This is a genomic window from Cobetia sp. 1AS1, from assembly GCF_029846435.1.
Taxonomy (GTDB): domain Bacteria; phylum Pseudomonadota; class Gammaproteobacteria; order Pseudomonadales; family Halomonadaceae; genus Cobetia; species Cobetia amphilecti.
Window position 1 is genome coordinate 690,332 of record NZ_JARWKU010000001.1, and the last position, 23,439, is coordinate 713,770.

The 23,439-nt window shown below is 60.6% G+C and carries 19 protein-coding genes; 9 read left to right on the top strand and 10 right to left on the bottom strand.

The features are described 5' to 3' along the window. Nucleotides 1–62: 62 nt before the first annotated feature. Nucleotides 63–1,262, bottom strand: a complete 1,200-nt coding sequence (locus tag QD280_RS02930; protein ID WP_279838260.1) for an oxidoreductase — start codon at nucleotides 1,260–1,262, stop codon at nucleotides 63–65. A 167-nt stretch (nucleotides 1,263–1,429) separates the two neighbouring features. On the opposite strand from QD280_RS02930, the gene QD280_RS02935 reads away from it, so the two are divergent. Further along, entirely contained in the window at nucleotides 1,430–2,308 is an 879-nt protein-coding gene (locus tag QD280_RS02935) for a LysR family transcriptional regulator (protein ID WP_279838262.1), read from the top strand. Nucleotides 2,309–2,419: 111 nt separating this feature from the next. Next, nucleotides 2,420–3,199: an NYN domain-containing protein gene (locus QD280_RS02940; protein ID WP_279838264.1), complete on the top strand. Its 780-nt coding sequence runs from the start codon at nucleotides 2,420–2,422 to the stop codon at nucleotides 3,197–3,199. Nucleotides 3,200–3,287: 88 nt separating this feature from the next. On the opposite strand, the gene QD280_RS02945 is transcribed toward QD280_RS02940, so the two are convergent. The 3 genes from QD280_RS02945 to QD280_RS02955 form a co-directional block, all read right to left on the bottom strand. Further along, nucleotides 3,288–3,530, bottom strand: a complete 243-nt coding sequence (locus QD280_RS02945) for a YdcH family protein (protein WP_054555932.1) — start codon at nucleotides 3,528–3,530, stop codon at nucleotides 3,288–3,290. Nucleotides 3,531–3,650: 120 nt separating this feature from the next. After that, nucleotides 3,651–4,496 carry an enoyl-CoA hydratase/isomerase family protein gene (locus tag QD280_RS02950; RefSeq protein ID WP_192838093.1) on the bottom strand — a complete coding sequence of 282 codons (846 nt, stop codon included), beginning with the start codon at nucleotides 4,494–4,496 and terminating at the stop codon, nucleotides 3,651–3,653. Between the two features lie 252 nt (nucleotides 4,497–4,748). Continuing rightward, entirely contained in the window at nucleotides 4,749–5,936 is a 1,188-nt protein-coding gene (locus QD280_RS02955; RefSeq protein ID WP_279838266.1) for a CNNM domain-containing protein, read from the bottom strand. Nucleotides 5,937–6,478: 542 nt separating this feature from the next. Here QD280_RS02955 and QD280_RS02960 point away from each other — a divergent pair. Next, nucleotides 6,479–7,426 carry a helix-turn-helix transcriptional regulator gene (locus QD280_RS02960; RefSeq protein ID WP_279838268.1) on the top strand — a complete coding sequence of 316 codons (948 nt, stop codon included), beginning with the start codon at nucleotides 6,479–6,481 and terminating at the stop codon, nucleotides 7,424–7,426. 125 nt (nucleotides 7,427–7,551) lie between these two features. Here QD280_RS02960 and QD280_RS02965 read toward each other — a convergent pair whose 3' ends face one another. The 3 genes from QD280_RS02965 to QD280_RS02975 all read right to left on the bottom strand — a co-directional run bounded on the left by QD280_RS02965 (nucleotide 7,552) and on the right by QD280_RS02975 (nucleotide 12,140). Further along, nucleotides 7,552–9,531 carry a tripartite tricarboxylate transporter permease gene (locus QD280_RS02965; RefSeq protein WP_213115147.1) on the bottom strand — a complete coding sequence of 660 codons (1,980 nt, stop codon included), beginning with the start codon at nucleotides 9,529–9,531 and terminating at the stop codon, nucleotides 7,552–7,554. A 176-nt stretch (nucleotides 9,532–9,707) separates the two neighbouring features. After that, complete coding sequence (locus QD280_RS02970) at nucleotides 9,708–10,841, bottom strand: tricarboxylate transporter (RefSeq protein WP_279838270.1); 1,134 nt, start codon at nucleotides 10,839–10,841, stop codon at nucleotides 9,708–9,710. Nucleotides 10,842–11,024: 183 nt separating this feature from the next. After that, nucleotides 11,025–12,140, bottom strand: a complete 1,116-nt coding sequence (locus tag QD280_RS02975) for a 4-oxalomesaconate tautomerase (RefSeq protein WP_153635566.1) — start codon at nucleotides 12,138–12,140, stop codon at nucleotides 11,025–11,027. Nucleotides 12,141–12,274: 134 nt separating this feature from the next. Here QD280_RS02975 and QD280_RS02980 point away from each other — a divergent pair, with 134 nt between their 5' ends. Both QD280_RS02980 and QD280_RS02985 read left to right on the top strand, forming a co-directional pair. After that, a complete protein-coding gene (locus QD280_RS02980) occupies nucleotides 12,275–13,165 on the top strand; it encodes a LysR family transcriptional regulator (protein WP_043332186.1) in 891 nt (296 codons plus the stop codon). Between the two features lie 262 nt (nucleotides 13,166–13,427). Continuing rightward, nucleotides 13,428–15,269, top strand: a complete 1,842-nt coding sequence (locus tag QD280_RS02985) for a dipeptidase (RefSeq protein WP_279838271.1) — start codon at nucleotides 13,428–13,430, stop codon at nucleotides 15,267–15,269. A gap of 239 nt (nucleotides 15,270–15,508) precedes the next feature. Here QD280_RS02985 and QD280_RS02990 read toward each other — a convergent pair whose 3' ends face one another. Next, entirely contained in the window at nucleotides 15,509–16,957 is a 1,449-nt protein-coding gene (locus QD280_RS02990) for an amidase (protein ID WP_279838272.1), read from the bottom strand. 219 nt (nucleotides 16,958–17,176) lie between these two features. On the opposite strand from QD280_RS02990, the gene QD280_RS02995 reads away from it, so the two are divergent. Further along, complete coding sequence (locus QD280_RS02995) at nucleotides 17,177–17,365, top strand: DUF3008 family protein (protein ID WP_043332182.1); 189 nt, start codon at nucleotides 17,177–17,179, stop codon at nucleotides 17,363–17,365. Nucleotides 17,366–17,518: 153 nt separating this feature from the next. Here the strand turns inward: QD280_RS02995 and QD280_RS03000 are convergent, their stop codons facing one another. Then, on the bottom strand, nucleotides 17,519–18,307 hold the full coding sequence (locus QD280_RS03000) for an OBAP family protein (protein WP_279838273.1): 789 nt from the start codon (nucleotides 18,305–18,307) through the stop codon (nucleotides 17,519–17,521). A 272-nt stretch (nucleotides 18,308–18,579) separates the two neighbouring features. Between QD280_RS03000 and QD280_RS03005 the strand changes: the two genes are divergently transcribed. After that, complete coding sequence (locus QD280_RS03005; protein WP_279838274.1) at nucleotides 18,580–19,317, top strand: HAD family phosphatase; 738 nt, start codon at nucleotides 18,580–18,582, stop codon at nucleotides 19,315–19,317. Between the two features lie 311 nt (nucleotides 19,318–19,628). Continuing rightward, on the top strand, nucleotides 19,629–20,690 hold the full coding sequence (locus tag QD280_RS03010) for a capsular polysaccharide synthesis protein (RefSeq protein WP_279838276.1): 1,062 nt from the start codon (nucleotides 19,629–19,631) through the stop codon (nucleotides 20,688–20,690). 222 nt (nucleotides 20,691–20,912) lie between these two features. Here QD280_RS03010 and QD280_RS03015 read toward each other — a convergent pair whose 3' ends face one another. Then, complete coding sequence (locus tag QD280_RS03015; protein WP_043332181.1) at nucleotides 20,913–21,224, bottom strand: hypothetical protein; 312 nt, start codon at nucleotides 21,222–21,224, stop codon at nucleotides 20,913–20,915. Between the two features lie 576 nt (nucleotides 21,225–21,800). Between QD280_RS03015 and QD280_RS03020 the strand changes: the two genes are divergently transcribed. Next, a complete protein-coding gene (locus QD280_RS03020) occupies nucleotides 21,801–23,432 on the top strand; it encodes a BCCT family transporter (protein WP_192838101.1) in 1,632 nt (543 codons plus the stop codon). The last annotated feature ends 7 nt before the right edge of the window (nucleotides 23,433–23,439 follow it).

The window sequence follows — 23,439 nt, forward strand, 5'->3', positions numbered from 1 at the left end:
TGAAACATGAACGCCGCAGCGTCAGCGCTGCGGCGTTTTGCGTCTGTCCTACTGAAAGCGACTCAGTTCGAGAAGTGCGCATTCCAGGTCTCGGCGCGTGCGGCGTCGCGGGCTTCATAGTCGGCCAGCACCGTCTCCAGTTCGCCCAGTGATTCATGCTCACGATCCTCGCCCAGCTGGGTCAGGCGCAGGGTATACCAGGCTGTCACTCCGCCTTCAGGCGGCGCGCTGAAACGCGGGAATTCTGGCGCGGGGCATTCTCCGGCCTGCCAGAGGGCGGGCAGTGACGGATGCAGCGCCAGTGGGCGGGCCAGGCCGACGAGGTCGACGGCGCCCTGTGCCACGGCGTCTTCGGCCTGGGCGAGTGTCTTGAAGCCGCCGGTTGCCATCAGGGGCAGGGTCGTAACCTCGCGTGCACGCTTGGCGAATTCGACGAAGTAGGGGCCGCTGGCACTGGCATCCGACGCGGAGCTCGCGCCGGGGAAGTAGGTGCCGCCACTGATATCGATCAGATCGATGGGTAGCTCATCGAGTGCTGCTATCACCTGCAGCGCTTCGGCTTCCTCGAAACCGCCTTGCAGTTGGTCGCTGGAGTTGAGCTTCACCAGTACCGGGTAGTCGTGGCCAACGGCCTCACGCACGGCAATGATCACCTCACGCATCAGCCGCATGCGGTTGTCGAGGCTGCCGCCGTAGTCATCCGTGCGCTGATTGAAGAGGGGAGACAGAAACTGGCTGAGCAGGAAACCGTGTGCCGCATGCACCTGTACCCCGCCAAACCCGGCTTCACGGGCCAGACGAGCCGTCGTTGCCATGGCAGCAGGCAATGCCTTGATGGCCTCCAGGCTCATGGCCTCGCAACGTAGCCCGGGAATATCCAGTGCACTGGGGCCGTGCGCCGTGCTGGTCGGTGGGTAGGCCATCGCACCGGCGTGGCCGAGCTGCAGCCAGAGGTCTGCACCATGCTGTTGACCGCGCTGGGCCAGTTGCGTGAAGGCCGCGAGATCGGATTGCGTGTTGAGCACCAGGTTGCCCGGTTTCTCGGCATGGTGGTGGTCAGGCTGTACCTCACCGACCAGCGACGCCGCCACGCCACCTTCTGCCCAGCGCTCGTAAAGGCGCAGCTGTGCCTCACTGGGATGCCCCGTGCCATCGCCGAGAGAATCCGACATCGCAGCCTTGACGATTCGGTTGGCGAGCACCCGGCCGCTTGGCAACGTGAAAGGGGTAAACAGGGCGGAGGCTGTCGGCTGGTCTGTCATGGTGGCGATGTCTCTCTTGGTGCGCGTTAAGTAAAAGATGTGGCAAGGGATATGGCGAGCAATGTGGCACTGAATCTGTCATTTCAGGAACTGATGACAGGGTGACATGCCTTGCGGACGGTGATAATCCGTTGTGCGCGCACAGTATCCGTGAGCAAATGGAATATATGAAAACGCATACGGACCTCGACATCTTTCACGCCGTCGTCGACGCCGGTACCTTCACCGGGGCGGCGCGCCAGCTTGGCATTACCCACTCCGCGATCAGCAAGCGCATCGCGCAGCTGGAACAGCGTCTTGGTGCCCAGCTGTTGATTCGCTCCACTCGGCAGATGCGCTTGAGTGAAGCGGGGCAGCTCTATGCCCTGGAGACGCGGGAGTTGCAGGAGCGCCTGCGCAATGTCGAACAGGAGATCGCCGAAGGCAGCGGCGCGCTCAAGGGGCGCATTCGCCTCTCGTGTTCCAATGCCTTGGGCAAGCTGCAGGTGATGCCCCTGCTGTTGCGCTTCATGGAGCGCTATCCCGAGGTGATCGTGGACCTGACGCTGTCGGACGCGGTGGTCGACCTGGTCCATGAAGGGATGGATCTGGCGATACGCAGCACCGCACAGCCCGAGCTTGGCCTGATCGCCAGGCGGTTGGCCACCAACCATCGCGTCATCTGTGCATCACCGGACTATCTGGCAAGCCACGGCACGCCGCGCTCAGTGCCGGAGCTGGCAGAGCATGTCAGCCTGATCCTGAATCTTCCCGGCGGGTTCAATGCCTGGGGGCTCAAGTCACTGCCTGACATGCGTTGCGGCTTCCTCTCCAATTCCCTGGAAACCCTGCATGCCGCCTGTCTGGGCAGTCGCGGCATTGCCTGTCTGCCGCACTACCTGATCGCCGATGACCTGGCTTCTGGACGCTTGATCCCGCTGCTGGAAGACATCCGTGGGGACGGCGCAGATACCAGCATCTACATCGTCCGACCGGAGACGTCGATTCTTCCTCGGCGAGTGAGGGTGCTGATGGATGCCTTGATAGAGGGATTTGAAACCGGCTAGGAGGCGTTTGCCAAGGCCATGACTTATCTGGTGATCATCAGGGTCATTACATGACATATTATCCCAAGGAGAGATAACAGGATTTCAGTGACGTACATCATGGAGCGATACATGTCACAGATAGGACGCAATAGATTGGCGGTACTTGTTGATGCTGACAATGCGCAGGCTGCTATCTGCGAAGCGCTGCTGGCAGAGATTTCAAAACTGGGGGGCAGCACCATCAAGCGGGCTTACGGAGACTGGACGACGCCGAATCTTGCGCCATGGAAAGAGCATCTTCTGCGTCATGCCATTCATCCGGTTCAGCAGTTCAGCTATACCCAGGGCAAGAATGCAACTGACTCTGCGTTGATCATCGATGCCATGGACTTGCTGTACTCGGGGAACGTGGAAGGGTTCTGCCTCATCTCTTCGGACAGCGATTTTACGCGCCTGGCGGCTCGTTTGAGAGAGAGCGGCATGCTGGTATATGGCTTCGGTGAAGACAAGACGCCTCAGCCATTCGTGTCTGCCTGTGACAAGTTCATCTACAGCGAAGGACTGCGCAAGGTGGCTGAGAAGCCCGCCCCGGCCATGCCAGTCAGCAAGTCGGCCGCTGAGCCGGTAGCCCTCGTCAAGCCGACCAAGGCACAGAGGCAGTTGAGGTCGCATATCTTGAGTGCGGTGAATGAGCTGCAGCAGAAAGATGGCTGGACTTCCTTATCAGCGGTAGGAAGTTATCTAAAGAAGAAGATGCCTGACTTCAAACCGGCCGATCATGGGGCCAGCAAGCTTGGAGTCTTGATCCAGGGACTGGATTATCTGGATAAATGGAATCGTCCGGTAAAGGGGGGTGTGCAGCATTTATATATCCGGAAAAAGGCTAGCCGGCCTGCAAAGGCCAGCTGATCAGGCAATCTAATGATAGAGGTAGTCAGTCACACAAGCCGATGGATATTAATCGGCCGCTATTTCCAGGTAATGAGCAGTCGTCGCTTTACTCAGCCGCCATCATTCGCTCGTATAGACCATCCTTGAGCAGGCTACGCTGGTGCTTGAGTTGGTGCATGGAGTCATCGCCGATCGGCGATTCATCGACTTCCAGGGCGTGAATCTCGATATCGATACGGGTATAGGCTTCCGCGATGCGGGCAAACTCTTCATTGCCATTGATCAGGCGCAGAATGAGTTCACGTTGCTGAGGGAAGTCGTTGCACAGGGAGTGGTCATCGATATGCATGGTGTGGCTCCGAAATAGGGTGGGAGAATCCAAAAAGAGAAAGGGGGTGGGAGAATCCAAAAAGAGGGAGTGTTGCCACTCCCCTAAAGGGCATCCTTGCTTACGTTGCAGGACGTATTCTCAAACGATGGACTGGACGTCGATCACGATCTGGTCCCAGTTGCGCTGGGCGGTCATGTCGTTTTCGACATCGCTGTCATAGGCATTCTGGAAGCGCTTGATGGCGGCGGTCTGGCTGGTGGCCTGATAGAGCCAATAGGCTTCTTCCTTCAAGGCGTCTTCGATGGGCTTGTCGATGGAGGCGTAGACGGCCTGTTTGCAGGCGTTGATGGCGGCTGATGGCCACAAGGAGATTCGCTCGGCCAGCGAGTCGACGAAGGGGCCGATCTCCTGCGGGTCCAGCGCGCGATTGATGGTGCCGTATTCGGCGGCCTGATCGGCATCGAAGTCCTTGGCGCTGAGGATGATTTCCAGCGCTCGGCCAAGGCCTGCCTGACGTGCCATGCGTGAGGCACCACCCCCGCAGGGCAGAATGCCCATCGCGACTTCCATCTGCATGAAACGGGCCTTGCCACGTGCGGCGAAGCGCATGTCACAGGCCAGGGCAAATTCGTGACCACCGCCGCGGGCAAAACCTTCAATCTTGGCGATGGTCGCCTGGGGCAGGCGGCTTACGCGCTCGAGGACCACCTGCAGGTCCAGCAGCTTGACCTCACCCTGGTGGACCGCATGAGTCGACATGTCCTTGAGGAAGTCTACGTCGGCATGGGCGACAAAGATCTCGGGATGGGCTGACTGGAAGACCACCACCTTGGTGTCGCTGTCACGCTCGAGCTTCTGCGACAGCATGGTCAGGTCGGCCAGCATGGGAATGTCCTGAATATTGACCGGCGGATAATCGAAGGTCACATACAGAATGGCGCCTTTCTGTTCAGTGCGGAACGTCGTAAATTTCTTGTATATCATTATTTTATCTCGGTTCGTTCGCTGTCCGTCGTGTGTGATTAACGTTAGCACCGAGTCCGGGGATTGATTACCGAGAGATTGGAAGAAAGAAATTATTCGATTGATTGAGAGTAGGGGTTCGCAAGAGGAATCAATGGGTTATCAGGCGGTATCAACAGCCGCCAATAAAAAAAGTCCCGCGATAGTCGTATCTGGCAACGACTTTCACGGGACTTTTGCCTTCGAGCGGGTCACACGCGTGGAGGGTCGGGCCTAGCCCTTGCTGTCATCGGCGCTCTTGGCAGGCCCTTTGGCAGAGTTATTGGCTGAGCCCGCATCTTTCTCGGTGTGCTCGTAGACGGGTAAAGCACCTTCACCAGAGCCAGCTTCATCGCCCGAGACAGCGCCTCCACCAGCCGCCGTTGCAGCGGAAGGCTGGGTGCTTGAGGTGTTGGCACCGATACGCTTGGTCCAGCGCTGGCGGGCAAAGCGGCGCAGATTGGCCACGTTGTCCGTCTCGTCGATGATGTCCTCGCCCAGAATCGTCTCCATCACGTCTTCCAGCGTGATGACACCCAGCCAGTTGCCGAGGTTGTCGTAGACCACGCACAGATGCTGGCGTTCGCGCTGCATGAGCCCAAAGGCATGTTCGACGTTGTCTTCGGCGTGCAGCTCGCTGATCGGGCGCATCAGGTTCTTGAGCGGCGTGGTGGGCTCTGCCTGATGGGCATCGGCTCGATGGATCATGCCCAGCGTTCGCTCATCGTCGGTCATCACCGGGTAGCGGCTGAAGGGCCAGATCGTCAGCTGGTCATTGAACTCGGCCACGCTCATCTCGGGACTGACCGTCTGGCAGACAGGGCGCGGCGTCAGCACGTCACGCACCTTCATCTCGTGCAGATTGAGGATGTTGGTGATGACGCGCTGTTCATCATTTTCCAGGGCTTTCTTGTCGAGCCCCATCTGGGCCAGTGCCTTGATCTCGCCACGCACATCGATGTCATGAGCATCCTTGCCGATGCGCGAGGTGATCAACTCCGACAGCCAGATCAGCGGCTTGAGCGCGATGACCATGGCATTGAGCACGCCGGGCAGCATCGGCGACAGCTGACGCCAGTAGGTGGCACCGATGGTCTTGGGGATGATTTCCGAGGCCACCAGGATCAGCAGCGTCATCACCGCCGAGGCCACGCCGACCCAGGCTTCCCCGAAGACGACCGATACCTGCGCGCCCACCCCCGTGGCACCGACGGTATGCGCGATGGTATTGAGCGTCAGGATGGCGGCCAGCGGCTTGTCGATATTGTCCTTGAGCTTGGCCAGAGCGGCGTGGCGCTTGGGGTGCTGGTCTCTCAGGCTTGCCACATAGCTGGGGGAGAGCGACAGCAGCGCCGCCTCGAGCACGGAGCAGATGAATGAGATGCCAATCGCGATGGCAGCGAAGAGGATCAACAGAAACATGAGGCGTGCTCCTTGGGGGAAAGGCATCCATTAGTGACATAAGGTGCAGTACTGTCAAACCCGTGAATTCTCGCAGAGTTTTCAGCCTGCTGGCCAAGCTTGCCAGCCTGTGACGCAAAGTGCCGTTGACTCGATGGATGCATGAGGGCTGCAAGAGGGTTGGAAGAGGGCTGGAAGAGGGCTGCATAAGAGAACAAGGCTTTACATGAAACAAGATGCAATACTTATATGATAATGAGATTGTTTTGCTTTCGGTAATCATTGTATTTTGTGGTCGCCAGCCGTATTCGCAAGCCGCGGCCTGGCGTGGCCGCTGAGTGGCATCGTGCGACCCTTCAGCCGTCAGTGCGACCCGCAGCAGGCGATAGGCCTTCACCAGGATTCACCTTGCAGGGATTTGCAGCGTCATGTCACAGCCGCTTGGAGACATAGCCGACAGTCGGGCCACTCGCCGCGTCATGGCCCCACCTCAACAGCGCCCTTCATCGCTCAGCGAGCGGCGAGGCTGGCGAGCAGCGAAATATCCGCATTGCGAGGGGCAGATGCATGACCTGCATCCCTGGCGGGATGCGCATCTGACGCTGTGTGATCTAGAGGTGTCACGCGCCTATCACGGCCAGCATCAGTTTCACGAGGGCCTCTATCTCTGCCTGGTGCTGGAAGGGCGGCTGACGCTATCAGGCCTGGACGGCGCGGGGATCGACTTGTCCGCGGGGCAAGGGGGGATCTTTCGCCCGGCGAGAACGCAGTCTGCGCCGCCGACGCTGAAGAGCTATCACCCTCAAGGCCGCCTGCGCTGTATCAGCTTGCATCTGGAGGGCGAGGCCAGCCAGTCCCTGCAGGTGCGGCGGGGGCTGGCGAACTGGGATGCATTGCCGTGCGCGCGTCACTCCAGCCCGCTGGGTTGGACGCCGGGGCGCTGGCTTCATCAGCAACTGGATGAGCGTGTCAGAGCCCCTGATGGTGAGGGCCCACGAGGAGAGTGCGAGACGCCAGCGACCCCCGCCTGCGAGTGGGAGATGCTGGAGTGGCAGGGGATCGCGCTGCAGTTGCTGGGGGCGGCACTCAAGCGCCGCGCTGGTGAGGCACAGGAGGTGCCTGCGTTCTCCGCAGCCCCCGCACCCCCTGCATCGCCATTAGCGTCCCCATCGCGACCTCACGGCGCCTGTCGACATCTGGAAGCGGTGCGCCAGCGTCTTGCCGCCGTGCCGCATGGCGCACACTCGCTGGAGGAGCTGGCGCGGCTGGCCTGCATGAGCCCCTCCGGCTTGCGCCACAAGTTTCGCCAGGCCTTCGGGCAGTCACTGGGCAGTTATCAGCGTGAATGTCGCATGCGGTGTGCCGAGCAGGCTCTGCGGCGCGGGGTGAGCATTCAGCAGGTGGCGCATCAGGTGGGGTATGCCCATGCCTGCAACTTCGCCACGGCCTACCGGCGTCATTTCGGGGTATCGCCACAGGTGGCACGAGCCAGGTTTCATCGCGTCGATTGAACCGTGATGGCGGCGAGCACCTGACAATGGGCTTGGGGTTGTCACAATACGCAAGCGGGCACCCAATGGGTGCCCGCTTGCGTATGTCGTACTCGAGAGTTGAGTGCTGGTGATGCCAGCTGGCCTTACAGGAAGGGAATCATCGGCAGCACCACGTCATCCAGCAGACCCGTCGGGTAGTGCAGATTCATCGCCGCCTGCATGCCGAGCAGGAAGACTGCCACGCCCAGCGCGAAGAGCCCTGCGAACAGCGGCGACTTGCGTGCGATGGTGAGCTGGAAGCCCAGGCAGAACAGCACGGCGGTGGAGACGAAGCCCAGCAGCGCACTGACGCCTATCAGCACGAAGAAGCCAAGTACCACACCCACTGCCTTGAAGGCCGGTTGCTTGACACGAATCATGCCGCGACGCCAGCCGTTGAAGACCACGGCGATCACCGAGAGCAGCGTGATGAAGGCGGCCAGCGTCGGGAAGGCCTTGCCCAGCGGCATCAGGTCCTTGACGTCGTAGAGCGCCCACAGGGCGGCTGCGCCCATCATCAACAGCAGCAGGAAGTCGACGCCACCGAAGCCACGCGATTCCAGCACATCCTCTTCCGGCGACGGCGCGGTCTCGACCACTTCATGGGTCTGGCGACGACGCATGATCGCCTTGCGGATCACCGGCAGGAAGAAGGCCAGCAGGATCAGGCCGAGGATGATCAGCACGCCCGGACGCAGGAAGGCTTCGGCGCCGTGGAACTGCATGCTCTGGTAGAAGTAGTTCTCGGCACCCGGTGCCAGCACGAAGCCGATCAGGAAGGCCGGACGCGACCAGCCAGCACTCTTGAACAGCACACCGATCATGCCGATCATGCCCAGCGCGGCCCAGTCACCCAGCGAGCGGCTGGCCTGATAGGCAGCGAACAGGATCAGCACGGTGATGGCAGGGGCCAGAATGGCGAAGGGTACACGCGTCAGCTGCGCGACCGGACGCGCCAGCATCAGACACAGGCCCGCGCCCAGGATATTGGCCAGCGCCAGTGACCAGATGATGGTGTAGGTCATGTCCAGATTGGTGGTGATCATCGACACGCCGGGTTCCAGACCCAGCAGCAACAGCCCGCCCAGGAAGACCGCCGCCGTGCCGGAGCCTGGCACCCCGAACAGCAGTGTCGGCACCATGGCACCGCAGGCGCAGGCATTGTTGGCGGATTCCGGCGCGATGACGCCGCGGATGTCGCCCTTGCCGAACTGGCTCGGGTCCTTGGCGGTCTTGACCGCGAAGCCGTAGGTGATCCAGTCGACCACGGAACCCGCCAGACCCGGAATGGTCCCGATCAGGCTGCCGATACCGGCACAGCGCGCGACCAGCCACTTGTTCTTGACCACATCCTTGATGCCGGCAGACCAGCCCTTGCCCAGGTCGGTGTTGCCGTTCTTGGCGATACTGCCACGTCCCAGCAGCAGCTCGACGATTTCCGGCAGGGCGAAGATGCCCAGACCCAGCACGATCAGCGGTACGCCGTCGTACAGGTAGTCGATATCCAGGTTCATGCGGTACTCGCCGGTCGCCGGTGCGGCGCCGATGGCACCGACCAGCAGGCCGAGGCCGCAGGCAGCGGTGCCCTTGAACAGGTTCTTGCCGGACAACACCGCCACCATCGTCAGGCCCAGTAAGGTCAACACGAACAATTCGGCTGACGAGAAGGCCAGTACGAGGGGGCGTGCGACGAGGATGAAGCCGGTCAGGATGATGGCACCGATCACGCCACCACACAGGGAAGACAGGAAGGCACTGGTCAGCGCGCGGGCTGCCTGGCCCTTCTTGGCCAGCGGGAAGCCATCCAGCACCGTAGCTTGCGACGCGCTGGAACCGGGAATGCCCATCAGGACAGAGGCGAAGGTATCGCCGGTAGGAATGACCGCGACCATGCCCATCAGCATGCCCAGGGCGTAGCCCGGGTCCAGTCCATAGAGGAAGGGCAGCAGCAGGGCCATGCCGGCGATGCCGCCCAGGCCGGGAATGATACCGACCAGCAGGCCGACGAAGATGCCGATCATCATGAACAGCAGATGCGTCAGCGTGAAGACGTGTCCAATGCTGGACAGGAGAGTGTCGATCATGGCGTTACTCAACCTCTTGTTCTTCTCTAGATGCTTCTCTAACACTCAGAGGCGGTGCCGGGGAGAGCATGGTGAGGCAGGGAGTGAAAGGCTCACGGGGCTGCTGATCGGCAGCCCCGTGAGTGGGTCCCCATCACACCCGTGGGTTCAGACCGTTACGGGTGTGATTGCGCGCGTCAACGAGATTGCAGGCGGATATTGTGGCGTTCCATCAGCCAGTTCTTGACCCATTCGTGCTCGGCTTCGCTCAGCTGCATGGCTTCCTGAAGCTGGGACGCGGCGGCCTTGCCGACCATCAGGCCATAGGGCCCGACCTTCTCGGCGGCCTCCTTGAGGAACTCGGGGTCCTTGGCCAGATCACGCGCGGCCTGGCGGTAAAGCTCCAGCAGTTCCGGGTCCACGTCCTTCGGCACCAGCAGCATCTTCTGCATGGCGTAACCGGAGGCGAAGAACTTGTGGAAGATCTGGTAGGCCTCGTCGTCACGTGAATGGCCTTCCTGGGCCAGATACAGCTCGGAGAAGGTCGGCAGGTCCGGGAAGGACGGATCGCGCTCGATATGGCCTTCGTCATCCATCACGCCAAGGCTGAACAGCGGTACGGCCTGGCCGGCGTCGACCAGCGGCGTGACGTTGCTCTTGTAGGCGGAGGTTGTCTGGAAGTCGAGGGCGACTTCGCCACGTTCGAAGGCCAGGCGGCCCTCACCACGGCTCTTCATGCCGAAGACCGGGTCGACCTGGAAGTCGAGCAGATCGAAGGCCATCAGCACCGGCATCTCGAGCCCGGTCGGGTTCTGGCCGGCGAACTTCACTTTCTGGGAGGCGAGGGCCTCGAGCGCACTGGCGCTGTTCTTGCCCAGCGAGCTTGAGGCGTAGACGACACCCCCTGTCGGTGCGGCGAAGATCGGCTCCCAGTCGGCATAGTCATAGCGCACGCGACGGTCGCGCAGCATGGCCGGATACTGGGTAGAGGCCGAGGTGACGACCATCTCGTCGCCGTCATCGCCGGCACGCTTGCTGAACAGGTTGACGCCGGTGATGGAACCACCGCCCGGGACGTTGTCGATGACGACAGCCGGGTTGCCCGGCAGGTCCTTGGTCACCCAGTTGGACATGAAGCGTGCCCAGACGTCCGTGCCGCCCCCGACACCGAACGGGACGGTCCAGGTCAGGGTGTCAGGGACTTCCGCCGCGGCGTGAACGGCTGAGGACAGTGGCATCAGGCCCATGACGGGCAGCATGAAGGCCAATGCGGTGGTGCGGGCATGACGCTTGAGGGTCTGGCGCTTGGGGGTAGACACGATGATGGACATGGTCTGACTCCTGATTATTGTTGGAATGCGTTGTCGATCAGTGATGCGCTATCTGCATGGCGGCGCAGTCAGGCTATTTCGTTTAGCGAAAATTCATTGTAAATCAATATACTGCAGTACCTGCTCGTTGCCTGTCGACGAACTCTTCGCCTCTGGCGCTTGCCAGTGCGGTCGTCTGGCGTGTCATGCACGCCCAGGCATCTCCACCGAGTCGGGGAGGTTCAAGAACACCTCGCCACTCATGATCTTGCGTGCCGTGCGCAGCAGAGACACGCGGCTGGGGGTCATCGGGTCGGCATTGGCATGCTCGACCTCGACATCCAGAAATCCGGCGGGATGTTCCAGATGGACGTTTGCCGCCAGGCTATCCGGTGCCAGAGTGCCGGCCGCGAGAGCCACACGATTGGCCAGGGTGCCCGGGATGCTGGTCGCAACGGCCAGCGTGATGGCACCCGTGACGGCCAGGGCGCCATGGCAGCGATGCGGCACGAAGTAACGGGCGCATAGAGTGCCGTCCTGGGTGCGCGGGGCGGAGAGAATCACCGGCTTGGGCAGCACCGAGCCGCTGACGTCGCCCATGCCCATCAATTCCCCCGCCTTGAGGCGAATCTGCTCGAGACGTGCCATCGCCTCGCGGTTGGCGTCCATCTCGGCCGGCGCTTCGTTGCCCGCCCAGCCCAGACTTGCCGCTTCGATCAGCACCACCGGCGTGGCGGAGTCGAGACAGGTCACCTCGACGCCATCAATCACGTCGATGACCTGGCCGCTGGGCAGCATCTTGCCGGTCTTGGCGCCCACCGCGCCGAGGAAGCCCAGCTTGATGGCGCTGCCGGCGCCGGGTACACCACTGATGCGCGTGTCACCCTGGTAGGCCACCGCGCCGCCGGGCGTCGGCACCTGGCTATCGATCAGCGTGCGGGTGTTGAGGTTGTGAATCCGCAGACGCGTCAGGTCGCCCTGCGGCGCAATCATGCCGGTCTCGATGGCGTAGGGGCCGACGGCGGCCAGCATGTTGCCGCAGTTGGGCGAGAAGTCGACCTTGTCGCCTTCTACGTCGACCTGAGCGAACAGGTAATCGACATCAGCTTCAGGATGACTGGGCGGCCCGACGAGGGCGACCTTGCTGGTCAACGAATTGCCGCCGCCCAGGCCATCGATCTGCAGTACGTGGCCGGAGCCCATGACCTGACGCAGAACTTCGCGACGGCCTTCGTCATCGGCGGGGAGGTGATCCAGACGCAGGAAGGGACCCCGAGAGGTACCGCCACGTAGGATCATGCAAGGAAGTGAATGCATCATGTTGGAACGCGCTCCTGTCTGTTTGCGCCTTCGTGAAGCATCACAGCCGATGATCTATGCATCAAATGCAAATAAAACCTATACTGTCATCATTGTGCGCATTAATCTGAAAACTGAAACAATAAGGTAGTTGCATGCATAGATTGGAGTTTCTGGATCTGTCGGCGTTCGTCGAGGTCGCCGAGAATCATTCCTTCAATGAGGCGGCAGAACGGCTGCATATTTCGCAGCCGGCGTTGTCGCGCCGCATCCAGAAACTGGAGGAGATTCTGGGCGCCAAGGTGCTCGAGCGCACCACGCGAAGAAGTCGTTTGACGCCCGTTGGGCGTGATTTCCTGCCCAAAGCCCGCAAGTTGCTCGAAGATTATGAGTCGTCTCTGGTCGGCGTCCGCGAGCTTGCCACCCACCGCAAGGGGGTGCTGACCATCGCTTGCCTGCCCACGGCAGCCTTCTACTTCCTGCCCAGCGTGGTGCGCGAATTCAATACCGCCTATCCCGGTATCCGGATTCGCATCCTGGATGTCAGTGCCAATGAAGGGGTCGAAAGGGTGGTCTCGGGGGAGGCAGACTTTGGTATCAATATGGTCAGTGCCCACCATCCGGCGGTGGATTTCACCTCCATCTATCGTGATCCCTTCGTGCTGGCCCTGCGTCGAGACCATCCTCTTGCACAGAAACAGCGCGTGGAATGGAGCGACCTGGACGATGTGCGCCTGATCACGGTCTCGCGTGACAGCGGCAACCGCATTCTGCTCGACAACACCCTGCTGTCCGCCGGCCTGCATCTGGATGGCTTCTACGAGGTACAGCATCTCTCGACGTCACTGGGTCTGGTAGAGAGCGGGCTGGGCGTCGCCATCCTGCCGTCGATGGCCATGCCGGGGCCGGAACACGAGGTGCTGTGTCAGCGTGAACTGCCCGAACCGCGCATTGACCGCACCATTGGCCTGCTGCGGCGGCGCGGTGAGTCCCTGTCGCCGATCGCGGAACTGTTCATCGAGATTCTGCTCAAGCGCTGGAACTGAATCGCTCGTCTGGCGCGAAGAGGACCAAGGCCATAATGGAGAGCAGAGTGGCAGGCACCTCTCGCCAGGGTTGGCGTGGCGTGGTCTAGTACATAAGATGGTTGTGTATAAGACATTCATGTTTCACGGCAAGGCCGATGAAACCGTCTTGATGTCGCGTGGTCAGCTGCCGCCGGGTGGCGGTGAGGGTCTTCTCCTCATCGCTTGTCTCTGCGGCCATTGACGACGTGGTGTCTTGCCTAACACAAGGATGTACATGCCCATGAGTACCCGCACAGCCACTCACGCTACCTCTCGTCAGACGGCCCTCGCGCTGGGTCTGGCACTCGGGCTCGGCAGCGCGCTGCCTGTCAGCGCAGACGAGCCGATGGCGGCCGATGACACTGGCAAGCGCGCACCGCAGGGTGAACATACGCTCAAGCGTGCGCAGCTGGTCAGCTTGATCGAACAGGGCCGGCAGGAGCTGGCGCCGGACTTCAATGGCTTTCTGACCCAGGTTGCCGAACGCAATTCACAGGACACGGCGGTCAGGGCCGCCATCGAGCAGTATCAGGCCGGTGAGACGCTGGAAGGTGACGCCTTCGTCAACATCTATCGTCTGCTGGGGGTCTACAACCGTCTGCAGTACGGCGATGACGTCCAGGCGCTGCTCAAGGAAATGGTCGCGATCCCGACCGCCAAGGTGGGGGAGAAGCCGCAATTCGAGAACCCGGAAATCGCGCGCTTCGGTGAGCTGATCAAGGCGCGTGCCGAGGCGTTCGGCCTGACGTTCCGTAACGTCGACAATCGCGTCTTCGAGGTTGAGCTCGAGGGAACTGGCGATGACGTGTTCGGCATTCTGACCCACGGCGATGTGGTACCGGCAGGCGAGGAGGGCTGGACACTCGACGACGGTACCCATCTCGACCCGTTCGCGATGACCGAGATCGACGGCAAGCTCTACGGGCGCGGTACCGAAGATGACAAGGCCTCTATCGCCGCGGCGCTGTATGCCATGAAGTCGCTCAAGGAGAATGAGGTGCCGCTCAAGCGCACCATTCGCCTGATGATCGAGACCACGGAAGAGACCGGTGGTGATGGCTTTGAGTACTACAAGGCCAGAAATGACCTGCCGGAATACAACATCGTGCTCGATAGCGGTTATCCGGCGATCACGGCCGAGAATGGTTTCGGCACCATCGATGCGCGTTTCCCCTTGACGCCCAAGGCGGGCGAGGCGTCATCTGATCAGGCAGTCGACGCTCTGCCGACGATCACCGACTTCAAGGGTGGCCTGGCGACCAACCAGATTCCGGAGCGCTCCACCGCCACGTTGCAGGCGGCTGACGCAGCGGGCGCCAAGGCGCTCAGTCACAAGCTTGAAACGCTCGGCAGCCGCTACGTCAAGGAGCATGGCCAGGACTTCAGCGTCGCCAGTGAGGTGGAAGGCGAAGAGGTCAGCGTGACGGTGACCGGCAAGTCGGCCCACTCCTCGGCGCCGGCCAACGGTGTCAATCCTGTCACACGGCTGGCGGGCCTGCTCGCCACTTCCGGCATCGATTTCCATGACAATGCCTATGAAGATGCCATCCATTACCTGAACGACAACTACGGGCTGGACTATCACGGCAAGCAGCTGGGCATCGCGTATTCCCATGATTTCATGGGGCCGCTCAAGGTGACGCCGACCTTCTTCGCCAGGGAGGACGATGCGCTGCGGGTCGCGGTCAATGTGCGTGCGCCCGCCGGCGAGAAATCACCTGAGGAATTGAGCCAGACGATTCAGGACAAGCTGAGCGCCTATGCCAGCGAGCAGGGCATGGACATGACGCTGAACGTCGAGATTCGCGACTGGATGCTGCGTGACACCAGCGGTGCCTGGCTGCAGACGCTGCTCAATATCTTCGGGGATACCACCGGCATGGAGGCCGAGCCGCGCTCCTCCGCGGGCAGCACGACCGCCAAGCTGTTGCCCAATGCGATCAACTTCGGCCCGTCCATGCCTGGCGAGACCTATACCGGGCATACCTCCGAGGAGTTCAAGTGGGTCGATAACCTGATGCTCGACATCCAGATGTTCACAGAGATGATGGCGCGCATCGGAAATCAGGATTCGCTCAAGTAACAGGGCCGGCTCACGGGGCCGCGTTCATGTGAATCGCCTTTTGCATGGTGTATTGAAATAGCCCTGTGAAATAGCCACTTTGATAGCTCGTTGAAATAGTTCTCGGAAATAGTTCCTGGAAATAGCCTGTTGCCTGGATGACAGGCATCACGGCCAACGCCCGCCACCGCCCTGATGAAGGGGCAGTGGCGGGCGTTGTCGTATGTGAAGGCCGCCGGTCAGACAGTGCGGCCGCGATTTCACCTCGGGCGGTAGGGCTCGGCGGGATGCGCGGTAGGGTAGGCATCCATATAGGCAGCGGCTGCCCGCAGCAGTCGCACATCATCGTGCTTGCCGCCTGCCAGCTGAAAGCCGACGGGCAGCCCCTGAGACGTGAAGCCACAGGGCACTGACGCCGCAGGTTGGCCGCTCAGGTTGAAGGGATAGGAGAACGGCGCCCATTCCTCCCAGTCATGCATCTGGCTATCCGGGGGTACCTGATGATTCAGGGCGAAGGGGGTGACGGCGACGCTGGGTGTCAGCAACAGGTGGAAATCCTGGTTGAATTGTTCCAGCGCCTGGGTGATCCGGTAGCGCTCCTCGAGTGCCTTGAACAGATCCAGCGACGACCATTCGCGTGCACACATGGCATTCTCGACCAGCCCGGGGTCGAGCTGTTCACGCTGCTGGGCATCGCAGTCATCCCAGAGCCCCAGCGAGGCGGTGAACCAGATCTTGCGAAACGTCTCGAGGCTTGTCGCGACCGGGGGATCGACTGTCACGATGTCCGCGCCAAGGTTCGCCAGACGCTGTGCGGCGCGCTCCACCAGGCTTGCGATCTCGGGGTCGACCTCGACAGACCCGAAACATGGCGAGTAGGCGATGCGCAGTCCTGCCAGCGACTTGCCGATATCCGTGCCCCAATCCTCGGGTTGGCCGCGGTTGGCGTAGGGGTCCTGGGCATCGTGACGGCCGATGACATTGAGCATGGCGGCGGCGTCACGGGGACTGCGGGTCATGGGCCCGATGCTGGACAGAAAGGCAGCCTTGGAGGGTGGCCACTGCGGTGTCCAACCGAAGGTGGGCTTGAAGCCGAAGATGCCGCTGAAGGCGGCAGGGATACGAATCGACCCACCGGAATCACCGCCCTGATGCAGCACGCCCAGATTGAGGGCGGCGGCGGTAGCCGCGCCACCGGAAGAGCCGCCGGGCGTCAGTTCGGTATTCCATGCATTGCTGGTGGTGCCATGCACGAGGTTGTCGGTGACGGCCTTCCAGCCGAACTCGGGGGTGTTGGTCTTGCCCAGTAGAATCGCGCCTGCCTCACGCAAGCGCCTGACCGGCGGCGCATCCTGTTGGCATGGCGTGGCCGGTGTGATCAGGGAGCCTGCTCTCGCTGGCATGCCGGCAACATCGGTCAGGCCTTTCAGTGAGGTCGGAATGCCATCGAGCGGACTCAACGGCTTGCCGGCCTGCCAACGCTGCGTGGATTCACGCGCCTCCTTCAGCGCCGTGTCATGCGCGACATGCACATAGGCATTGACGAGCGGGTTGAGTCGCTCGATACGATCGAGCACCGCTCGGGTCACCTGTAACGGGTCGAACTCACCGCGTTGATACCCGCATGCCAGTTGCTCGGCGTCCAGCGCAGTCAGGTCATCCTTGGCAGTATGGGGCGAAAGATGTTGAGGAAATTCGACGTCACGCATGGTGGCTCTCCTGCTGCTGGATGGCGATATTCTTGTTGAGGACAGTCATCTGCCTCTCCTGCATGGCCTTGGGTCAGAGAGGGGAAACTCAAGGCATGGCGAGGCTTGAAAAGGGCGAAGGCGGGCCGCATGGCTCATGGAGAGTGACAGCAAAGCGGCATGGTCGAGCTCATGGCAGCCGACCATGGTTCACGATAATCGCCCAGAGGGAGGACAATCATGCCAGCCAAGTCCAAGGCACAGCAGATGGCAGCCGGGGCAGCACTGTCAGCACGTCGTGGCGAGCAGAAGGTCAGCGAACTGGATGGGGCCGCTCGCTCGATGTATGACTCCATGAGTGAAGAGGAGCTCGAGAAGATGGCCTCGACATCACGTGAAGACAAGCCGCGACACGACAATCAGAGCTGAGCCCTGCGGGATGCCCATTGCGGCTTCCTGACGCGATAGCTGAAACGACAAGGCGCCTGGCAAATGATTGCCAGGCGCCTTGTCGTAGATGCATGTCGTAGATGCATGTCGTTGGTGCGTGTCGTGGCTTGTGTCGCTGATGCGCCGCTGGCCTCAGCGGCTGTCGTTCAGGCTCTCATGCGGCGGCTGGTGGGACTCGTTGTCGGGCGGGGTCGGGCCACCGTTGGCCTTGGGGCTGACATCGGGCAGCGGAATCTCGGCGCGCTTCCGGCGGCGCTCCTCGGTGCTGATGCCCAGGCGCTCATCACGGCGCTTCATCAGCTCCTCGTCGATCTGACCATCACGGGTGAAGGCCATCATCAGCTGCGGGATACCGTAGGGGAAGTCGTCGCGGTCGATCTGCCAGGTGTGGAAGGTCTTGCCGTAGGTGGTGACGAGGTCCTCGAAGTAGCTGCGCTCCGCCAGTTCCGGGATCCCCGGGGCCACCAGGATGCCGGACTTCACTTCATAGTGATGACTGTGCCAGAGCGGCTTCTCTTCCTCGGGCAGCTGCTCGTAGCGCTCGGCGCTGATGATGTATTCGATCCCGATCAAGCGGGCATCACTGCGATTGGAATCGAAGATCACGCATTGGTGCAGATCATGTTCCAGGTGGATGCAGAAGTGGCTGGCCTCCACCTGACGTCCCATGTCATCGGCGTAATGGTGGAAGCCGTTGAGGTAGGTACTCATCGCTTCCATCGGATACTTGCGCTGCATGACCTGCGAGGCCGCATCGAGCACCTGATGCTTCAGCGGATGGCCGCTACTGACCTTGCGAGCACTGTTGAGGCGCCGGCCCAGAAAGAAGGCGGTTGCCGCGGCGGCGCCGGCCAGAAGGCCCGTGCCGAAGCCGGACGAGTGTGAGGGATGTGAACATGTGCGGGAATGGCGATGTCGCATACTTCCTCCTGCATGGGTGTCTTGATAAGGCAAGAATTCCTGTCATGACGTTGCCATTGCAGTGCATTACCCTTGAGCGCGTCAAGTCACCTACCGACAGCCTTGCCTCGGAAAATCCTCGCCCAGGTCTGCTGCAGAATGCCGGGATTGCTTTTCAGTTTTCTGCCCTCATCAATGAGGGATATCACTTCTTGTGGCCGCTCAATGCCTTGCGCGACAAGGCGTCTTGTTCATCACGTGTTTCGGCCATCTTTTCTCGAATAGGAGCTCGCATGAAGCAACTTATCTTTGATTGTGACGGTGTATTGGTGGATAGCGAGATCATCGCTGATGGCGTGCTCAAGGAAAAACTTCCCGTCTGGCTGCCAGACCTGGGGAGTGCAGAACAGATCGAGCATGAGCTGGACCGCTGTCTGGGCATGATGACGCGCGATATCCTGCTGGACCTGGAAGCACGCAGCCAGCACACGCTGCCCGTGGATGCGCTCGACCAGGTACGCCATCTCGTCGATGCCCGCCTGGCCGACTCGCTCAAGGCCATGCCCGGGGTGCGTAAGACCCTGGAGTGGATTCGCGATCAGCGTCTGCCGTTGGCGATCGTGTCCAACAGCTCTGAGCAGCGCATGAAGATCAATCTCGAGAGTTCGGGGCTGCGTGGCATTCTCGATGAGATTGCCGCGGCCAATGGCGATGAGCAGCTGCCGATCTTCACCTCCGATGAGGTCATGAATCCCAAGCCGGCGCCGGACCTCTATCTGCTCGCCCTCAAGACGCTGGGACGCTCCGCCGAGGAATGTCTGGTGGTGGAAGACAGCCGCACGGGAATGCAGGCAGCCGTGGCCGCGGGCCTCAAGGTCGTCGGCCATCTGGGCGCCAGCCACATCCCGCCGGGTCACGCCGAGGTGCTGCGGACCACAGGCGCCTGGCAGGTCATGAAGCACTGGGATGAATTCAGCCGCCTGTGCGCTGATGCCGGTTTCGTGGCCAATGAAGAAGCCATCAGCCAGTGAGGTGTTGCACTGATATGTGCGCTGACCGCTCAGCTGGCATGTCTTGAAAGACGAATGCTGCTTACGTGGTTTCCTGATTCTTGTCATCGGTGAACAGCTTCATCGATGACAAGTCTTCATTCTCTGTTGCAAGCCCTGTCACAAGCCCTGTCACAAGGCCAAGACTTGTCCTCGACTCATCCGGCCTTGCACATTTCCTCGAGTTTTCCCTTCTGTTAGACAATTCTGCAAACTATCGGTATTTTTACGCGATTCGCGTTATTTATCGTTACCTATGCGCTGTCATGGGTAACTAATACCTGGGTTGCCTGATGATCAATGCATTCATTCGAAGCGATACTTTCGAGAACAAGGGCTATTGGCTGCGCAAGCATGTTGCGTGGTTCAGCCATCGCTACAATGCGCATTATGGAATCGCGCAGCTGTCGCCACAGAGTCCACGTTACCAGGTAGCACGGGATTCACTCGCAGAATTGCAGCGTGCGGCGTCATTGGGGCCCAACCCGGGGGCGGCGACTCAGTCACAAGCCCAGCCCAAGATAATCTGGATGTACTGGGATGTTCCGCTGGAATCAGCACCGGAAGTCGTACGTCTGAGCGTCAGGTCTTGGCAGGCGCTGAATCCAGACCACGAAGTGCGACTGCTCAGTGATGACAATATCCAGCAGGTACTTGGCTTTGATTTCCTTGCTGCCTTCGAGCTGTCGACGGTCAGGTTGAACCCTGCCATCAAGGCGGACGTATTGCGGCTGTATCTATTGAGTCGCTATGGGGGAGTCTGGGCTGACAGCACGACGTTCTGCCTGACGCCATTGTCGGAGTGGTTGCCTGTGGCAATGAGTGAACTGGGCTTTTTTACCTTTCGTCAAAGCAAGGCGCCCGCCAGGCCGATGGAGGTCTGGTTCATTGCGGCGGTGCAAGGGCGGGAAATCGTGACCCATACATTGGGCCTGTTTCTGGAACATCTTTTCTTGCCCCGGCGCAGTGCGATCTTCATTTCCAATCGTGCCAAGAATCACGCGAAGCTGGGGGTCGGGCGCCAGCATCCTGAGCTGCTCTATGCGGATTTTGTCCGCCGTGCCGAGCGCTTTGGCTTCATGCCGTATTTTTCGTTCAGCTATTATCTCAACGAAAGCTTGCGGGAATACCTGTCCTCGGCGGATATAGAGCGCTTCATGTCGCTCGAGAATCGCTACGTAGGGAATGGAGAGGAGTTTGAAGCATTCCAGGAGGCGCTGGTCTCCAAGCAGACCTATAAAAGAGATTACCAACAGCGCCCCGTATTTCTGAAGCGCAAGGACTACCTTCTGTCCCTGCTGGCTGACACCAAAGAGGCTGAGGCTCGTGTCGGCGTGAGCTCTGCTTCAGCGTGAAACTTGGCTGGTTAAAATTCTGGCTAGAGTGAACTCTGGATAGAGTGAGTACTGTATAGGGTAAAAGAACAAGAGCCTGTGGCCATTGGCTGCAGGCTCTTTTGGCTTGTCATCCACCTCCCCATCATTTGAAGGCCTTCAGCCTGATGGTCTCTCGCCAAGGTGCCTGTGTCCGTGAAGTCGCAGGCTCTGGTATCTTCCCTGGCATCGTGAGGCTATTCCTCACTTGAAACAGATACGCGTGCCCCAGGCGAGCAGTTCTTCCTGATTGAGGCTGCGCGATTCGACTCCGATCATTTCATCTCCCCATTGATCTGCCCAGGTCAGCACGCCGTGGCTGATGCCGCGTGCGCCCATCAAGTCGCGTATCTCACCGGTGCCCTTGAACCAGAGCGCGCTGTGATCGTTGCGCGTCAGGTCCGAGATGCCGTGGCAATGATGGATTCTCACCTTGTAGATGCCATCCAGTGACATGACCTCGACCACCGGCACCATGCCGTGCTGCAGTGCGCGTGCCAGCGACTCGAGTGTCATGCTGGTCTCGTCCTGGTGGGCGAGCGGCTGATCGGCGAGCTGGCTTGGGGGTAGTGGGGTAGCAGGCGACGCGTGGGTGGGGGTCACAGCGGTGCGTGGCGAGTGTGTTGCAGTGGTATGTGCAGGCATCGGGAATACCCTCAGTGGGATGTCATGACGGCGGTGAATCGCGTTTTATAACTATCGTATAAGTAATGTAGAGGTTGTCTGGCGATCTCGCCATCGTGACTGGCCAGCTTGCCCGGGACTTCCGGTCTCTCTGCTCCGTCGTCACTGCCCTTCCAGGGCATGCGCTGTCTCTCCAAGGTCTGCACTGTCCTTTCAAAGCCTGCACAGACCTTTCAAAAGCGGCTTTCTCCTCCCACGCGGAGGCTGTGGCCTGGTTGGGGCAAACGCTTACCTGTACAGACGGTGACAAATTTTCCTGTGCTGCTGACGTCGTCTGCCCTTGAAGTTCTGGGGAATCAGGTTCATGTCTAGAAGGCACTGCGAATATTCGTTGGCGATACGCTACTCGTTTCTCGCTGGTGCGCGATCCACCTCACCGCTGTCACAGCTCACAGGGAGTAGCGATTTATGACATCTGGAGGAAAGCGCGTATTCAGCGCGTCGGTCATCATCATTCTGGGGCTGGTCGCATTGGGGGCAGGATTCCCCACCCGTTTCGGTGAATTGGCAGATCAGGCGCTCGGCGCCGTGACCAGCATGTTTGGCTGGTTCTATCTGATATCCGTGTTTGGTTTCGTGATCTTTCTCATCAGTCTCGCGTTGAGCAAGTACGGCAAGATCCGGCTCGGGCCGCAGGATAGCCGGCCTTCCTATACCTTCTTTTCCTGGGTCAGCATGCTGTTGGCAGCAGGGTTTGGCGTCGGGCTGGTGTTCTATGGCATGGCGGAACCCATGCAGCACTATCTGAAGCCGCCGTTCGCCGATATGCCGGGCGAGACGCCCGAGTCTGCGCGCTATGCCATTCAATATGCCTTCTTCAACTGGGGCGTCCATCAGTGGGCTGCCTTCTCGGTGGTCGGCCTGATCATTGCCTATTTCCAGTTCCGCAAGGGACAGGCGGGGCTGGTGTCCTCGGTGCTGTCATCCGTGACGGCCAAGCATCCCAAGGTGCGCCGCTACGGCCCGGTACTGGATGTCTTTGCGGTGGTGGCGACCGTGATGGGGGTCGCGACATCGCTGGGCCTGGGCGTGTTGCAGATGAATGGAGGGCTGCACTTCGTCTTCGGCGTGGAAGAAGGCTGGCAATGGCAGTTCATCATCATGGGCGTGATGTTCTGTGCCTACATGGCCTCGACCTGGTCCGGGCTCGACAAGGGCATCAAGCGCCTGTCCAACCTCAACATGAGCATCTGCATCGCGCTGATGCTGTATGTGCTGTTCACTGGCCCGACGCTGGACATTCTCAAGACGATCACCCTGGGCATCGGCGATTATCTGCAGAACTTCATCGGCATGAGCCTGCGCATGTCGCCCTATGACGGCAATGACTGGAACAGCTCCTGGACCGTCTTCTACTGGGCTTGGGTCATCGCCTGGTCGCCGTTCGTCGGCACCTTCGTCGCGCGTGTCTCGCGTGGCCGCACCATCAAGGAGTATGTGGTGGGCGTGCTGATCGTGCCGCCGCTGCTGGCGTGCCTGTGGATCGGTGTCTTCGGTGGCGCGGCGATCAACATGGAGTTGACCAGTGATGTCGGTCTGGCGGCCGCGACGGATGCCAACATCACGTCTGCCTTGTTCGAGATGTTCGACCTGATGCCCTTCAGCAGCGTGCTGTCGGTGGTCGCGATCATGCTGATCTTCATCTTCCTGGTGACCTCCGCCGATTCGGCGTCCTACATCGTGGCGCAGATGACCGACGGCGGCTCGATCAATCCGCCGCTCTACAAGCGTATCGCCTGGGGCGTGCTGATCGCGGCCATCTGCCTGACGCTGATCTCGACAGGCGGTCTCAAGGGCTTGCAGTCAGCCTCGGTACTTTCGGCCTTGCCCTTCACCTTCATCATCTACGGCATGATCGTGGTGCTGGTGAAGGAGCTGCGGGCTGATCGTCGCCAGATGCTCAGTCAGCTGTATCGCCGTCATGGTGAGACACCGGTCGGTGCGGATATCTTCGAGGCTGACAGCCTGGCGGAGGAAGATCGCATCCGCCGTGCGCCGGACGTCAAGAATCGTCGCGTGAACCCGCGCGACCATCATTGAGCCGAGT